The sequence below is a fragment of the Testudinibacter sp. P80/BLE/0925 genome, from assembly GCF_053570785.1.
Map to the genome: position 1 here is coordinate 1545729 of NZ_CM131636.1, position 15284 is coordinate 1561012.

Annotated in this window: 13 protein-coding genes; 7 read left to right on the top strand and 6 right to left on the bottom strand. The window is 49.2% G+C overall.

Features of this window, described 5'->3' with window-relative positions; all coding sequences use genetic code 11:
- The first annotated feature begins 103 nt into the window (after nt 1–103).
- Both rbfA and truB read left to right on the top strand, forming a co-directional pair.
- Nucleotides 104–517 carry a 30S ribosome-binding factor RbfA gene (rbfA, locus tag ACWA5Z_RS07525; RefSeq protein WP_431051098.1) on the top strand — a complete coding sequence of 138 codons (414 nt, stop codon included), beginning with the start codon at nt 104–106 and terminating at the stop codon, nt 515–517.
- A gap of 4 nt (nt 518–521) precedes the next feature.
- Nucleotides 522–1436 (top strand): tRNA pseudouridine(55) synthase TruB, encoded by a 915-nt coding sequence (truB, locus tag ACWA5Z_RS07530; RefSeq protein ID WP_431051100.1) that lies wholly within the window; start codon nt 522–524, stop codon nt 1434–1436.
- A gap of 147 nt (nt 1437–1583) precedes the next feature.
- Here the strand turns inward: truB and yedE are convergent, their stop codons facing one another.
- Nucleotides 1584–2645: a YedE family putative selenium transporter gene (gene yedE, locus ACWA5Z_RS07535; protein ID WP_431051102.1), complete on the bottom strand. Its 1062-nt coding sequence runs from the start codon at nt 2643–2645 to the stop codon at nt 1584–1586.
- Between the two features lie 336 nt (nt 2646–2981).
- On the opposite strand from yedE, the gene acnB reads away from it, so the two are divergent.
- Entirely contained in the window at nt 2982–5588 is a 2607-nt protein-coding gene (gene acnB / locus ACWA5Z_RS07540) for a bifunctional aconitate hydratase 2/2-methylisocitrate dehydratase (protein ID WP_431054315.1), read from the top strand.
- 107 nt (nt 5589–5695) lie between these two features.
- Entirely contained in the window at nt 5696–6787 is a 1092-nt protein-coding gene (locus tag ACWA5Z_RS07545) for a metallophosphoesterase (RefSeq protein ID WP_431051104.1), read from the top strand.
- A 195-nt stretch (nt 6788–6982) separates the two neighbouring features.
- Here the strand turns inward: ACWA5Z_RS07545 and gyrA are convergent, their stop codons facing one another.
- Nucleotides 6983–9634, bottom strand: a complete 2652-nt coding sequence (gene gyrA, locus ACWA5Z_RS07550; protein ID WP_431051106.1) for a DNA topoisomerase (ATP-hydrolyzing) subunit A — start codon at nt 9632–9634, stop codon at nt 6983–6985.
- A 230-nt stretch (nt 9635–9864) separates the two neighbouring features.
- Between gyrA and ubiG the strand changes: the two genes are divergently transcribed.
- Nucleotides 9865–10590 carry a bifunctional 2-polyprenyl-6-hydroxyphenol methylase/3-demethylubiquinol 3-O-methyltransferase UbiG gene (gene ubiG / locus ACWA5Z_RS07555; RefSeq protein ID WP_431051108.1) on the top strand — a complete coding sequence of 242 codons (726 nt, stop codon included), beginning with the start codon at nt 9865–9867 and terminating at the stop codon, nt 10588–10590.
- 67 nt (nt 10591–10657) lie between these two features.
- Here ubiG and fur read toward each other — a convergent pair whose 3' ends face one another.
- The 4 genes from fur to ACWA5Z_RS07575 form a co-directional block, all read right to left on the bottom strand.
- Entirely contained in the window at nt 10658–11107 is a 450-nt protein-coding gene (gene fur / locus ACWA5Z_RS07560) for a ferric iron uptake transcriptional regulator (protein WP_431051110.1), read from the bottom strand.
- Between the two features lie 153 nt (nt 11108–11260).
- Nucleotides 11261–11785, bottom strand: coding sequence for a flavodoxin FldA (fldA, locus tag ACWA5Z_RS07565; protein WP_431051112.1), 525 nt, complete (start codon nt 11783–11785; stop codon nt 11261–11263).
- A 10-nt stretch (nt 11786–11795) separates the two neighbouring features.
- The gene (gene ybfE, locus ACWA5Z_RS07570; RefSeq protein ID WP_431051114.1) at nt 11796–12080 is read right to left on the bottom strand and encodes a LexA regulated protein; all 285 of its coding nucleotides are present in this window, start codon (nt 12078–12080) and stop codon (nt 11796–11798) included.
- 102 nt (nt 12081–12182) lie between these two features.
- The gene (locus tag ACWA5Z_RS07575) at nt 12183–12989 is read right to left on the bottom strand and encodes an alpha/beta fold hydrolase (RefSeq protein ID WP_431051116.1); all 807 of its coding nucleotides are present in this window, start codon (nt 12987–12989) and stop codon (nt 12183–12185) included.
- Between the two features lie 155 nt (nt 12990–13144).
- Here ACWA5Z_RS07575 and seqA point away from each other — a divergent pair, with 155 nt between their 5' ends.
- Both seqA and menE read left to right on the top strand, forming a co-directional pair.
- On the top strand, nt 13145–13759 hold the full coding sequence (seqA, locus tag ACWA5Z_RS07580; protein WP_431051118.1) for a replication initiation negative regulator SeqA: 615 nt from the start codon (nt 13145–13147) through the stop codon (nt 13757–13759).
- Complete coding sequence (gene menE / locus ACWA5Z_RS07585; RefSeq protein ID WP_431051120.1) at nt 13760–15277, top strand: o-succinylbenzoate--CoA ligase; 1518 nt, start codon at nt 13760–13762, stop codon at nt 15275–15277.
- Nucleotides 15278–15284 lie beyond the last annotated feature (7 nt).

Genomic DNA, 15284 nt, shown 5'->3' on the forward strand with positions numbered 1-15284 from the left:
CTTAATCTACAATGGAAAAATGCGATGTGCAGCTTGGGCGGATATCTAATCCGCCCCTACTTTATTCGAAAACACCGCACTTTCGCTATGATGGAAAAATAAAATGGCAAGAGAATTCAGCCGCTCGCAAAGAGTGGCGCAAGAGATAAAAAAAGAGATCGCGTTGATTTTGCAACGCGAAGTCAAAGATCCGCGTATCGGCATGGTAACCGTGTCCGACGTAGAACTGTCGCGCGATTTGGTGTACGCCAAGGTATTCGTGACCTTCCTGTTTGACCAAGACGAGCAAGCGGTGCAACAAGGTATGGACGGTTTGCATAAGGCTTCGGGCTATATCCGTTCGTTATTGGGTAAAGCCATGCGCTTGCGTATCGTGCCGGAACTGCGTTTTGAGTATGATAATTCGCTGGTCGAAGGCATGCGGATGTCGAATCTGGTCAGCAAAGTGTTGAGCGAAGACAAAGCAAAACACAAAAATGACAAAGACGACAAGAACGAAGAAGACGGGCAGGACTAACAGCGTGTCAAAACCAAGAAAACGCGGGCGCGATATTGACGGCGTGGTGTTGTTGGACAAACCGCAAGGCTTCAGCTCCAACGACTTATTGCAAAAAGTAAAACGCCTGTATCAAGCCAATAAAGCCGGGCATACGGGGGCGCTGGATCCGTTGGCGACCGGGATGTTGCCGATCTGTTTAGGCGAAGCCACCAAGTTTTCGCAGTTTTTGCTGGATGCCGATAAACGCTATCGGGTTACGGCAAAATTGGGCGAGCGCACCGACACCTCCGATGCCGAGGGGCAGGTTGTCGAGGTGCGTGAGGTCAAGTGCGGTTTGGATGCGATTTTAGCTGCGCTACCGCACTTTCGCGGTGAATTGCAACAAGTACCGACCATGTTTTCCGCGTTGAAACATCAGGGCAAACCGTTGTATGAATATGCACGCGCCGGGATTACGGTGGCGCGCGAAGCACGTCCGATTACCATTTTTGCGTTGGAATTGATCGACTACCAAGCGCCGTTTTTAACCTTGGATGTACATTGTTCAAAAGGAACTTATATCCGCACCTTGGTTGATGATTTAGGCGAATATCTCGGTTGCGGCGCACATGTCACTGCGCTGCGCCGAAGTGTGGTCGCCGATTATCCGACTGAGGCGATGATGACCCTCGAACAGCTGCAACAGCTTGCCGAACAGCAGGATCTTGCTTTATTGGATCGGCATTTACTGCCAAGCGACACCGCCGTCGGCAAACTGCCGAAATTGGAACTGAATGCAGAACAAAGCGCGGCGATTGGTTTCGGGCAGCGCGTACGTTTTGATAATCCGCAAGGCTTGAGCGGGCAAGTGCGGTTATATAGTGCAAACCAACAATTTTTAGGCGTTGCCGAAATTCGCGATGATGTTATTCATCCGAAACGGTTGGTTAACCTATAACGTATAAAAAGCGTATTGATTAAATACGCTTCAGGCGGATGACAAAGTCTCTTTCTTTAATCATTTCCCTCCCTCCGCACGCGGAGGGAGAGAAGTCAGTTTGTCAGCAATCTCACGCGTATTGATTGAATCAATACGCTTCATGGGTTAAACCGCACTTTTACTGGTTAAACCGATATACACGCAGAATGCAAAACCGATGGCGATTGCATAAGGCGCCAGTTGCGTGATCCCCGCCGGGCTGCTTGCCAAGCTAAAGTTATGCGCAACCGCCGCGCCGACTAACATGCCGAGCAGAAAAACCGCCGAATCGTTATCGCCTTCGCCCAAATGTGCCAGCTGTTTGCCCGGGCAGCCGCCGCCGAGGGCGAAGCACAATCCCGATAGCGCCATTCCTAAGAAATTCCACAGATAGTCATTATGCGCAATCGGTTGATCAGCGAAGCCGAGTTTGAATTGCCCTAATAATACATTAGTTAACAGTGTGAAAAACACCAATGCGATAATCCCGTTTAACAGATAACTGTCACGGAATAGCACAAAATTGCGCACCGAACCGATAGAGCAAAAACGCGAACGCTGCATGACGATACCGACCAACACCCCGGCACCGAGCGAGAGCCATACGTCGGCGTGTTGTGCCGCCGGACCTTTTTCTGAGAAGAAGATCGGCAGGTTTTCGCCGACGCTGAATTTTGTCAGCAAGAAGAATAATAACAGCAAGGCGAAAATGGTCGGCAGCAGCCCGGCGGCTTTACTAATCGGATTGGCTTTGCCCAAGGAGAAACCGCGTTTAACGAAAATCAATGAAAACAGAATCCCGGCGATTAAACCTAAAATTCCGGCGATCGCGGTTAAATCGCCACCGCCAAGCCGCAGATAAGCGCGCCAAGGGCAACCGAGAAACACCAACGCGCCGAACATGGCAAAAATGCCAAGGGAAAAGCGGATTAAAGGGGAAGAACCGCCTTGCGGTTTGAATTCTTTCGCCAGCACCGCACTTGCCAAGGCGCCAAAGACTAAACCGATCAGTTCGGGACGAATATATTGAACCACCGCCGCACGATGAAAACCGAGTGCGCCGGCAGTGTCGCGGAGGAAGCAAGCCGCACAGAACCCCATATTGCCGGGATTACCGAAATGGACGAGAATGGGAGCAATGATACCAAGTGCAGCACCTGCAACCACAGGCCAAGTGAATAATTTCATGATTGAACCTTTGTGATATCAGAAGTTTAACGGATTGTATGTGAGCAAAAACAGACTGCTCGGTGGAGCCGGTTTCATTCTACAAAATAGAAACCTTAGATAAAATCAGGAAACTTCGGATTTGTGAGCTAAATCAGGATAAACCGGCGTTTCCGGTTAAAAATCCTTGATCTAGCCCAAAGAATTCACATAAAGTAGTGGTATCCGTTGGCAGAGGGTGTAAGATGTAACAATTTCATAACAATAGATTTAACGAATGTCTGTTATTAGCCTAAATACAAACCAAGCACGATTTACTCTACTTATTACTCACAATCATGATGACGAGGTGTAATGATGTCCGATTTCTTAACTACTTATCGAGCCCATGTCGCAGAACGGGCGCAACAAGGGGTTGTTGCCAAGCCGTTAGACGCGGAACAAACCGCACAGTTGGTGGAATTACTCAAAAAACCGCTGCCCGGTGAAGACGATTTTCTGCTGGAATTATTCGAAAATCGGGTGCCTGCCGGGGTGGATGAAGCGGCGTATGTCAAAGCCTCGTTTTTGTCGGCATTGGTGAGCGGCGATGTCAGTTCGCCGTTGATTTCGGCGGAAAGAGCGGTCGAGCTGCTCGGCACAATGCAGGGCGGCTATAATATCGAGCCGTTGTTGAAAGCATTGGATAATGAAAAATTGGCGCCGATTGCCGCAACCGCACTTTCATTCACTTTGTTGATGTTTGATAATTTTCATGATGTAGTGGAAAAAGCCAAAGGCGGTAATGCCTATGCCCAACAAGTGTTGCAATCATGGGCGGAGGCGGAGTGGTATCTGTCGCGCCCGAAACTCGCCGAAAAAATCACCGTTACGGTGTTTAAAGTCAGCGGCGAAACCAACACCGATGACCTCTCGCCGGCGCAAGACGCTTGGTCGCGTCCGGATATTCCGTTGCACGCGCTGTCGATGTTGAAAAATGAACGGGAAGGCATTCGGCCGGATCAAGCCGGTACAATCGGACCGATTAAGCAAATTAACGAATTGAAACAAAAAGGCTTTCCACTGGCGTATGTCGGCGATGTGGTCGGCACCGGTTCTTCACGCAAATCCGCCACCAACTCGGTGTTGTGGTTTATGGGCGACGACATTCCGTTTGTGCCGAACAAACGCGCCGGGGGCGTGGTGTTGGGCGGCAAAATCGCACCGATTTTCTTTAATACCTTGGAAGACGCCGGCGCGTTGCCGATTGAGGTTGATGTGAACAATCTGAATATGGGCGATGTGATCGATATTTATCCTTATCAAGGCAAAATTTGCCGTCACGACAACGGCGAATTAATCGCGGAATTCCGCTTAAAAACCAATGTGTTACTGGACGAAGTGCGCGCAGGCGGGCGGATTCCGCTGATTATCGGACGCGGTTTGACCCATAAGGCGCGTTGCGAATTGGGCTTACCGGAAAACGAGGTGTTTGCCAAACCGAAAGCCACCGAGCAGAGCAGCAAGGGCTTCACTTTGGCACAAAAAATGGTTGGGCGCGCCTGTGGCGTGGACGGCATTCGCCCGGGACAATATTGCGAACCGCGCATGACTTCGGTAGGCTCGCAAGATACCACCGGTCCGATGACCCGTGACGAGTTGAAAGATCTGGCGTGTTTAGGCTTTTCGACCGACTTGGTCATGCAATCGTTCTGTCACACCGCAGCCTATCCGAAGCCGGTCGATGTTACCACCCACCACACCTTGCCCGATTTTATTATGAACCGCGGCGGCGTGTCGTTGCGCCCGGGCGACGGTATTATCCACTCATGGCTGAACCGGATGTTGTTGCCGGATACCGTCGGCACCGGCGGCGATTCGCATACCCGCTTTCCAATCGGCATTTCCTTTCCGGCGGGTTCGGGTTTGGTCGCCTTTGCCGCCGCAACCGGCGTAATGCCGCTGGATATGCCGGAATCGGTGTTGGTGCGTTTCAGCGGCACAATGCAGCCGGGCATTACCCTGCGCGATTTGGTGCATGCGATTCCGTATTATGCCATTCAACAGGGGCTGCTGACGGTGGAGAAAAAAGGCAAGAAAAACATTTTCTCCGGGCGGATTTTGGAAATCGAAGGCTTGGAACAGCTGAAAATCGAACAGGCGTTTGAGCTGTCCGATGCGTCGGCGGAGCGTTCGGCGGCGGCGTGTACGATTAAGCTGGATAAAGAACCGATTATCGAATACCTCAACTCGAATATCACCTTGTTAAAATGGATGATTGCCGAAGGCTATGGTGATGTGCGTACGCTGGAACGTCGGATTAAAGGCATGCAAGCGTGGTTGGCCGAACCGCACTTGCTGCAAGCCGATGACGATGCGGAATATGCGGCGGTGATCGAGATTAACTTGGATGAGATCAAAGAGCCGATTTTGTGCGCGCCGAACGATCCGGACGACGCACGCAAACTGTCGGAAGTCGCAGGCGATAAAATCGACGAGGTGTTTATCGGTTCGTGTATGACCAATATCGGGCATTTCCGCGCGGCGGGCAAACTGTTGGATAAATTCAAAGAGGTGATTCCGACCCGTTTATGGGTTGCACCGCCAACCAAAATGGACGCGGCATTGTTGACCGAAGAGGGTTATTACAGCATTTTCGGCAAGAGCGGGGCGCGTATGGAAATGCCGGGCTGCTCGTTATGTATGGGCAATCAGGCGCGGGTGGCAAGCGGCGCGACGGTGGTGTCGACCTCAACCCGCAACTTCCCGAACCGTTTGGGACAAGGTGCGAATGTGTATCTTGCCTCGGCGGAATTGTCTGCAGTCGCTGCATTATTGGGGCGTTTGCCGACAGTGGAAGAATATTTAGCGTATGCCGCCGATCTGCAAAGCGACAAAGCGGATACTTACCGTTATATGAATTTTGACCAGATTAACAGCTACGTGAAAAAAGCCGATGAGGTGATTTTTCAAACCGCAGTGTAAAAGTGCGGTGTAAAATTCATCGTTAAGTCATATTTAGTCGTTATAATGCAATCCTCCGATTTGGGTCGGAGGATTTTTCTTTTTTGAAGCATTTTGGAGAGCAAATAATGCCAGCACGCTATTTAATTATCTTCGCGGTTGTGATTTTCACCGCACAACTGTTTATTTATGTTACCAACCGCGGCTTGCGTTGGTATCTCAAACCCTATATCGGGCAAAAGTGCGGTTTGATGTTGAGCATGCTGTTGTGGCTTGCGCCCAATATTTTAATGGTGATCACCGCCACGCGCGTTTTGCCGCAATTTAGAATCACCGCTTTTGTACTGTTTCTGCTGGCTTATGCCTTTATGCTCACACTTGGGTTATGGCTGATTCGTGGGTTGGTAAAACGTGTTATCGATCAAACCCGACTTGACCGCACTTTGCGTCTGAGCGCACCGTTGCTGTATCTGGCGATTATGGGTTTGGGCTTATACAATGCCTACACGCCGTATGTACGGCATTATGCGATTCAGAGTGACAAATTACAGGGCAGCTTGCGTATCGGCTTGGTGAGTGATTTACATTTGGGGCAGTTGTTCGGCGCGAAACAGTTAGACAAACTCGCCGAGATTATGCAGCAGCAACAAGTCGATATTATCTTAATGCCGGGCGATATTATGGACGATAATCTCGATTATTATTTAGCTGAGAATATGCAACCGCACTTGCAAAAATTGCAAGCGCCACAGGGAGTTTATGCTACGCTCGGCAACCATGATTTTTTCGGTGCGCAGCGGCAAATTCGGCAGGCATTACAAGCCGCCGGCGTGAATGTCTTAGCGGATGAAGCGGTCTTGATTGATGATCGTTTTGTGATCGTCGGACGCAACGATCATCTGGATAAAACTCGCTTGCCGCTTGATCAATTGTTGGCTTATTTACCTGAAGATAACAAATTGCGTATTTTACTTGATCACCGCCCGGACGATATTCGCGCCAACAGCGAGTTATCACTGGATCTGCAAGTCTCAGGGCACGCCCACAAAGGACAGGTTTTTCCGGCAAATTTGATTACCCGCATGATTTATCCGCTGGATCACGGCTACCTGAATTTAAATGACCGTCATTTTGTGGTCACTTCCGGTTATGGTTTTTGGGGCATTCCGTTCCGTATCGGCTCACAATCGGAAGTCGTGGTGGTTGATATAAATCGTTAGACATAAAAAAGTGCGATCATATTGACTGCACTTTTAGATTATTGACAAACTTACTTCTCTCCCTCCGCGTGCGGAGGGAGTACCATTTTTCGCAAGAAAAATGGGGAGGGAAATGATTAGAGAAAGAGACTTTGTCGTCAGCACTGAAGTGCAGTCAATTGTTATTGACCGCACTTTGTCTTTTTGAAATCAGCCTTATTCTTCAATTTGTGCTTCGGCTAATTCAGAATTTTCTTCGTCTTCATCCAAATCACAAATCGTTTCCAAGCTCACCACATGTTCATCTTCGGCGGTGCGGATCAGGCGCACGCCTTGGGTGTTGCGTCCGACGGTGCTGACCTCGCTGACGCGGGTGCGCACAAGCGTGCCGGCATCGGTGATCAGCATGATTTGATCGTTGTCTTCCACCTGCACCGCTGCTACCACTTTGCCGTTGCGCTCGCTGACTTTAATCGAGATCACGCCTTTGGTGTTACGCGATTTCGCCGGATATTCATCCAGTTTAGTACGTTTACCGTAACCGTTTTGGGTGGCGGTTAGAATTGCGCCGTCGTTTTTCGGCACAACCAACGACACCACTTTGTCGATATTCAGGTCAAGTGCGGTTTCCAAATCGTCATTGGCGCTGTCATCGTTATCCGTTTCATCATCGCTTAGGTCGTTAGTTAAGGCTAGCTTGATTCCACGCACACCGGTTGCCGTCCGTCCCATGGCACGCACCGCTTCTTCGCTGAAACGCACCACGCGCCCTTGTGAGGAGAACAACATGATTTCGTTGTCGCCTTCGGTGATATCCACCCCGATCAATTCATCGTTATCACGCAGGTTAATCGCAATCAAACCGTTGGCACGCGGGCGGCTGAACTCGGTCAGGGCTGTTTTCTTGACCGTACCGCTGGCGGTTGCCATAAAGATAAATTTGTTTTCCGCATATTCCGCGACCGGCAGAATGGCGGTGATCCGCTCATCAGGTTGCAACGGCAGAATATTGACAATCGGGCGACCACGCGCCCCGCGGCTGGCTTGCGGCAATTGGAACACACGCAGCCAATACAGGCGGCCACGGCTGGAAAAACAGAGAATGGTATCGTGGGTGTTGGCGACCAACAAGCGCTCGATAAAATCTTCTTCTTTCATTTTGGTAGCGGATTTGCCTTTGCCGCCGCGACGTTGGGCTTCGTAATCGGACAGCGGTTGATATTTAACATAGCCTTCGTGGGAAAGCGTGACCACCACATCTTCCGGCGCAATCAAATCTTCCAAATTAATATCAGCCGAACTGGCGGTGATTTCGGTACGGCGCGGATCGTTAAACTGGGTTTTGATCTCGTTTAATTCTTCGCGGATCACTTCCATCAAACGCTCAGGATTGTTCAGGATAAACAGCAATTCGCCGATAATATCCAACAAGCCTTTATATTCGTCGAGCAGTTTTTCATGTTCCAAGCCGGTCAGTTTTTGCAGGCGTAAATCCAAAATCGCTTGTGCTTGCACTTCGGTCAGGTAATACAAATTATCGCGAATGCCGTATTCGACCGCCAAATCTTCTGGACGCGCGGCATCGACACCGGCGGCTTCCAACATTTGCGCCACGTTGCCTAATTGCCACGCTTGCGACAATAAGCCCTCTTTTGCCACAGCCGGCGTTGGCGCACGGCGGATTAATTCGATAATCGGATCGATATTGGCGAGCGCAATCGCCAAGCCTTCTAAAATATGCGCACGTTCGCGCGCTTTGCGCAATTCGAACACGGTGCGGCGTGTCACCACTTCGCGGCGGTGCAGCACAAAGGCTTCGATTAATTGTTTTAAATTTAATAGTTTAGGCTGACCGTGATCCAACGCCACGGTGTTAATTCCGAAAGTAACCTGTAGCTGGGTTAAAGAATAGAGGTTATTCAGCACCACTTCGCCGACCGCATCACGTTTGATTTCAATTACGATCCGCATGCCGTCTTTGTCGGATTCGTCGCGCAATGCGCTGATACCTTCGACTTTTTTCTCTTTCACCAAATCGGCGATTTTTTCGATTAGGCGTGCCTTGTTCACCTGATACGGAATTTCATGCACGATAATGGTTTCTTTGCCTTTGCCGTCGGTTTCCACTTCGGCACGGGCGCGCACATAAATTTTACCGCGTCCGGTTTTGTAGGCGTCTTCAATCCCTTTGCGTCCGTTGATAATCGCCGCCGTCGGGAAGTCAGGTCCGGGAATGTAGGTCATCAACTCGTCAATGGTGATGTCGCTGTTGTCGATATAGGCCAAACAGCCGTCGATTACTTCGCCCAAATTGTGCGGCGGAATATTGGTCGCCATTCCGACCGCAATTCCGCTTGAACCATTGACCAACAACGCCGGAATGCGTGTCGGCAGCACTTCGGGAATTTGCTCCGAGCCGTCGTAATTCGGCACGAAATCGACGGTTTCTTTTTCCAAATCAGCTAATAACGAATGAGCGATTTTGGTCATGCGCACTTCGGTATAACGCATTGCCGCCGCAGAGTCGCCGTCAATCGAACCGAAGTTCCCTTGTCCGTCCACTAACATATAACGCAACGAGAACGGTTGTGCCATGCGCACGATGGTGTCGTAAACCGCACTATCGCCGTGCGGGTGGTATTTACCGATCACGTCGCCGACTACACGGGCGGATTTGCGATAAGGCTTATTGTAGTCGTAACCGCCGACATTCATGGCGAATAACACGCGACGATGTACCGGCTTTAAGCCGTCACGTACATCGGGCAAGGCACGCCCGACAATCACTGACATGGCATAATCGAGGTAGGAGGATTTTAATTCTTCTTCAATGTTGATAGGCGTGATGTCACTTGCTAATTCGCTCATTCAAAGTTTTCCTAATTGACTGAATGTAAAGCTCAAAAGCGATTCAAATAATTCTAAAACAACAGCTGAAATCGCAGATGAAAAGTGGGCGAATTATAGCATAAAACCGCCTTTTTCCCTAATTTTTATAGTGAATTTTCTGCAAGAATTCTGCATAATAAAAAATCGTTTGCACACGCCTGAGCAGGGGTAAAGTGCGGTTATCAGCAGAATAAAAAATAGGCAATTTTATGCAACATGCAAGCCAGCAAAATGTCGATCAACACGAAATCGAAAAGTTCGCCAAAATGGCACACAGTTGGTGGGATCCTGAGGGCGATTTCAAACCGATCCATCGTTTGAATCCGCTGCGTTTGGATTATATTTTGCGCCAAGCCAACGGCTTATTCGGCAAGCGTGTGCTTGATGTCGGCTGTGGCGGCGGGATTTTGTCGGAAAGTATGGCACGGCAGGGCGCACAGGTCACCGGAATAGATATGTCGCCGCAACCGTTGCAAATCGCACGCGAACATGCGGCGCAAAGCGGCTTGCAGCTTGATTACCGCCAAACCACGATTGAGGATTTTTTAGCAGAGATACAGCAAACGCAAGCGGAAAAATTTGATGTGATCACCTGCATGGAAATGTTGGAACACGTGCCGGATCCAAGTGCGGTGGTGGCAAGTTGTCAAGCTTTGCTGAAAGACGATGGCGTGCTGTTTTTCTCGACGATAAACCGCACGTTGAAAGCCTGGACGTTAGTGGTGGTCGGGGCGGAATATGTGTTGAAAATGCTGCCGAAAGGCACGCACGATTACGACAAGTTTATCAAACCGGCAGAGCTGATGGCGTGGTGCGACGAGGCGGATTTAAGTTGTTTTGACAGCGTGGGTTATCACTATAATCCGTTAAGCGGACGTTTTTGCTTGAATAATGACGTGAGTGCGAATTATATGGTGGCGGTTCGGAAGAAATAGATACTAAACAAGCGAATAAAAAACCGCACTTTTAAGTGCGGTTTGACGAGTTTATTTGGCTTCTGACTTACTTTTTATTCGGCTCGTCACAATTTTTGATATTGTTGCATTTGCCGTACAAATATAAGCTGTGGTTTTCCAGTTGGATACCGAACTCTTTGCTGATCTCTTTTTGGCGTTTTTCGATCACGTCGTCGCTGAATTCAATCACTTTGCCGCAATCCATACAGATAATGTGATCGTGGTGATCGACCGGCGCGAGCTCAAATACCGATTTATTGCCTTCGAAGTTGTGACGGGTCAGAATATTGGCTTCATCAAACTGGTTTAACACGCGGTAAACCGTTGCCAAGCCGATTTCTTCGCCTTGCTCCAACAGCATTTTATAGATGTCTTCGGCAGAGAAATGTTGGTATTCGGTGTTGTGGTTGCTTTGCATCAACGCCAAAATTTTTAAGCGCGGTTCGGTAATTTTTAAACCGGCTTTTTTTAATAGTTTCATGTTCTCTTCAGACATAATAACCTCGTGTTGACTAACGGTTGGATATTGAATTTAACAAAATTATAACATAAATAATTCTATTTGATTCAACTTTATTCCTTATATTCTATGTGGAATACTTCTCAATTGCAAATAGTGGTCTAAAATATTACCGATAGGTTTTAACGATTAAACCAGTTCGGCCAGATACATTTCAGCATAAATTTGTTTGACCCAATCGCTGACGCGTTGCTCGGTCAGTTCCGGCTGGCGGTCTTCGTCGATACACAAGCCGACAAATTTATCGCCGTCCACCAGCGCTTGCGAAGCTTCAAAGTTATAGCCGTCGGTCGGCCAATGCCCGACAATGGTGGCGCCGTGCGGTTCGATAATGTCGCGCACCGTGCCCATTGCGTCGCAGAAATATTCGGCATAGTCTTCTTGGTCGCCGCAACCGAAAATGCCGACGATTTTATCGCTGAAGTCGATCTCTTCCAGCGTCGGGAAAAAGTCGTCCCAGTCCGCTTGCGCTTCGCCGTAGTACCAAGTCGGAATACCGATTAAAATAAAATCATAGGCTTCAATGTCTTCTTTGCTACTTTTGGCAATATCACGAATATCGACGATGTTATCACCCAATTTCTTTTGGATCATTTTTGCGATATTTTCGGTGTTGCCGGTGTCGCTGCCATAAAATAAACCCACAAGTGCCATGTTTTGTATCCTATTTTTGTTGTTTTAATGCGAAATATTCGTTCAAAATATTCTCAATTAATTGCGCGCGATTGATTGCCTGCTGTTGCGCCAGTTGCTGTAAGCGTTCAATCAGATCGGTATGCAATTTCAATTCAACCCGCTTTAAACCGGAGGCTTTGTCGCGCCGCAGTTGATTGCGTTTATTGATACGGGCTTGTTGTTCTCTACTCAGCGGATTGGTTTTAGGTCTGCCGACTTTGGGTAGATTATGGAATAAATCCAATGTTATGCAATCTGCTTCTTGTTTTGCCATAAGCCTGTCGTCATCAACTGATCAAAAGAGTAACTTAATTGAGAATGATAAGCCACTTACTATAGCATAATTTTTTTTAAAGATAAATCGTCCGCCTCGGTATCAATCCAGTGCCAAAAAGCGATTAATCGCACTGATGACGGCACTTGGGTGTTCTGCGTGAATCCAGTGCGAACCTTGGGCGATTAAAAACGAAGTCGCGCGCGGTAATTGTGCCAAGATGGTTGCGCGGTGTTCGGCAAGAATATAATTGGATTTGCCGCCTTTGATAAATAAGGTCGCAACATCGCACTGAATCGGCTGCCAATCCATTAAATGCGGATAGTTTTGATAAAGTGCGGTCAGGTTGAACAAAAACGACTGCTCGTCTTTTGCCGAGAAAGATTTCAAGATGAATTGTTGTACGCCTTCGTTTTGGATGTAACGGTTGAGGAGCGGTTTGGCCTGCTGTCGGCTGGCGGGGCGCGCCTCTTTCACTGCAAATAAGGCGGCGAAGACATTATCATGGTGATGTTCGCCGTAGGCAACCGGCGCGATATCCAGCACCACCAGCTTTTCCACCCGCTGCGGAATCTGTGCCGCCACGCGCATTGCCGTTTTGCCGCCCATCGAATGCCCGATCAAAATCACGTTTTGCAACTGTAAATGATCTAACAGGCGGATCACGTCGTCCGCCATTAATTCATAATTCATTTCTTCGCTGTGAAAACTGTGTCCGTGGTTGCGCAAATCAATCCGCAAGGTGGGAAATTGCCCGCTGTAGGCGCGGGCGATCACGCCTAAATTATTCATATCTCCGAACAGCCCGTGCAGAAAAACGAAGGTGGGCAACGTGCGCTTATCCGCGGGTGCTGACGGTTGTTCGAATCGGTAGTTTAACTGTTGTTTCGGTAATGGATTTTCATTCATTGGCTATTGCGATGTCTCGGTTTAATGTTGATGATTAATGTTGCCGAAATGGGTATAATGTGCCAAATTAGCAGGCGAATCAAGCTGTCCGTTAAATTCGGAGAGTGAAAACAGGGTTTGCAGCGCGACGGACAAAGTAAAAGAAGGAGAGCACGATGAAAATTATTGAAGTTGATGAAGAACTTTATCAGTATATTGCCGCCAATACGCAATCAATTGGAGAAAGCGCGTCTGATATTTTACGTCGCCTTTTGAATTTTTCGTCGTCGAATACACATCCGCAGTCAAAAGAAGAACCGTTGCCGGCGGTAGAAACAGGAATATCTACAGATAAAGCGCAAGCGCCTGCGAAAACGGCGAATGGGCACGAAACGACACCTCCGCCGCCGAAGAAACAATCTGACGAAGCGATTCAACGGGTGGTGGCGCGCCTGACCAATGTGTTGCAGTCCGATGATTTCCAGCAGGAAAGCAAGGGGGTGGTGCGCTTTTTAATGATTCTGACCGCACTTTATCGTGCCAATCCGGAAAGTTTCGCCCAAGCCGCCGAATCGCTGCAAGGCCGCACCCGAATTTACTTTGCCCGTGACGAAGCCACTTTATTGCAGGCGGGCAACCACACCAAACCGCGGCAAATTCCGGAAAGTCCGTATTGGGTGATCACCAACACCAACAGTCAACGCAAAATGCTAATGTTGGAGGGGGCGATGAATTCAATGCATTTGCCGCCGGAATTGGTGGATGAAGTGAGAAGTTATTTTGCAGTCTAGATGATGGAACAAATTGTCACTGCGTTGGCTCGTTTAACCGTAAATGAAGCGTGCGCGATTGAATATTCGCCGACTAGCCTGCCGCTAAAAGCAAGCCGGAGTGGAGTTTGTGAAAACTTGGATTCCGACTTGCTTTTGTCGTCTCTCGCAACGGCAACGGGCGCAACGCAAACCGCACTTGAGTTAAGCTGGCGGCAGGTTTTTTGTGCGGTGGATCAGTTGGCGGATCAACTGGCGGCGCAAGGGATACGGCCCGGTGACGGGATCGGGCTGATTGGTAAAAACAGCTTGCCGCAATTGTTATTGTATCTGGCAGGGTTGTCGCTTGGCGCGCGGGTGATGGCGGTGAATCCGCAATTTCCGGCGGAAAAAATCGAACGGCTTTTCCAACAAAATCATATTGGTTATTACTTTTCCCCGTGCACTGCCGCTTTTTCTTGCCGGCGTATCGTACTGAATGCGCTGGGATTTGAAGCGGATTATCGGCGTCAAACCGCACTTTTATGGCAGCGGGGTTACAGCATGACCCTGACTTCCGGCTCCGGCGGAGAGCCGAAAGCAGTGGTACACGATATTCGGGCGCATTGGCAAAATGCGTTGGGCGTGAATGAATTTTTAGCATTTACACATGACAACGCATGGCTGCTGTCGCTGCCGTTATATCATGTTTCGGGGCAGGGCATTGTGTGGCGTTGGCTGGGTGCGGCAGCGTGTTTACACTTTGGCGCCGCGGATTTTTACCAAGCTATCGGCAAAGTCAGCCATGTCTCGTTAGTGCCGACCCAATTGCAACGCTATTTGGATTATTTATCCGACCGCAATCTGCCGCCGCAAACGGTTCGAACCGAAGCGATTTTATTGGGCGGAGCGCATATTGATCCTGAACTGTGCCGTCGGGCATACGCCGCCGGGCTAAAAACCTTCAGCGGCTACGGCATGACAGAAATGGCGTCGACCGTTTTTGTGCGCAGAAATGATCCGCAACAGGCTGAAGTGCGGTTATTGCGGGGGCGCGAGCTGTGTATTCGTGACGGCGAAATTTGGTTGCGCGGCGCCGGGCTGGCGGCGGGGTATTGGCAACAGGGAAAAATTATGCCGTTGTTGAACGCTGAAGGCTGGTATCAGACTAAGGATAGAGGACATTGGCAAAACGGCGAATTACAGGTGCTGGGGCGGATTGACAATTTGTTTATTTCCGGCGGTGAAAATATTCAGCCGGAAGAGATTGAAAGTGTGTTGCAACAGTTTCCGTTGATTGAACAAGTGGTGGTGCTGCCGCTTGCCGATATGGAATTCGGCGCGCGTCCGGTTGCGATGCTCCGTTTTAACCAACCGTTTTCAACCGTATTAGTGGCGCAAGTGCGGTCTTGGTTACAAACGAGAATCGAACGGTTTAAGCAGCCGATAGCCTATTATCCGTTGCCGCGGAACGATGATCCGAATCAAATCAAAATTTCACGTAAGCGGTTATTACAGGATTTACAACAACAGTTGCAATCTACGCAACCGTCAGAATGAGCAGGAT

Bases quoted from the DNA above. Each gene is read 5' to 3' on its own strand.
- rbfA (WP_431051098.1), top strand. From the start codon at position 104: ATGGCAAGAGAATTCAGCCGCTCGCAAAGAGTGGCGCAAGAGATAAAA.
- yedE (WP_431051102.1), bottom strand. From the start codon at position 2,645: ATGAAATTATTCACTTGGCCTGTGGTTGCAGGTGCTGCACTTGGTATC.
- acnB (WP_431054315.1), top strand. From the start codon at position 2,982: ATGTCCGATTTCTTAACTACTTATCGAGCCCATGTCGCAGAACGGGCG.
- ACWA5Z_RS07545 (WP_431051104.1), top strand. From the start codon at position 5,696: ATGCCAGCACGCTATTTAATTATCTTCGCGGTTGTGATTTTCACCGCA.
- gyrA (WP_431051106.1), bottom strand. From the start codon at position 9,634: ATGAGCGAATTAGCAAGTGACATCACGCCTATCAACATTGAAGAAGAA.
- ubiG (WP_431051108.1), top strand. From the start codon at position 9,865: ATGCAACATGCAAGCCAGCAAAATGTCGATCAACACGAAATCGAAAAG.
- fur (WP_431051110.1), bottom strand. From the start codon at position 11,107: ATGTCTGAAGAGAACATGAAACTATTAAAAAAAGCCGGTTTAAAAATT.
- fldA (WP_431051112.1), bottom strand. From the start codon at position 11,785: ATGGCACTTGTGGGTTTATTTTATGGCAGCGACACCGGCAACACCGAA.
- ybfE (WP_431051114.1), bottom strand. From the start codon at position 12,080: ATGGCAAAACAAGAAGCAGATTGCATAACATTGGATTTATTCCATAAT.
- ACWA5Z_RS07575 (WP_431051116.1), bottom strand. From the start codon at position 12,989: ATGAATGAAAATCCATTACCGAAACAACAGTTAAACTACCGATTCGAA.
- seqA (WP_431051118.1), top strand. From the start codon at position 13,145: ATGAAAATTATTGAAGTTGATGAAGAACTTTATCAGTATATTGCCGCC.
- menE (WP_431051120.1), top strand. From the start codon at position 13,760: ATGATGGAACAAATTGTCACTGCGTTGGCTCGTTTAACCGTAAATGAA.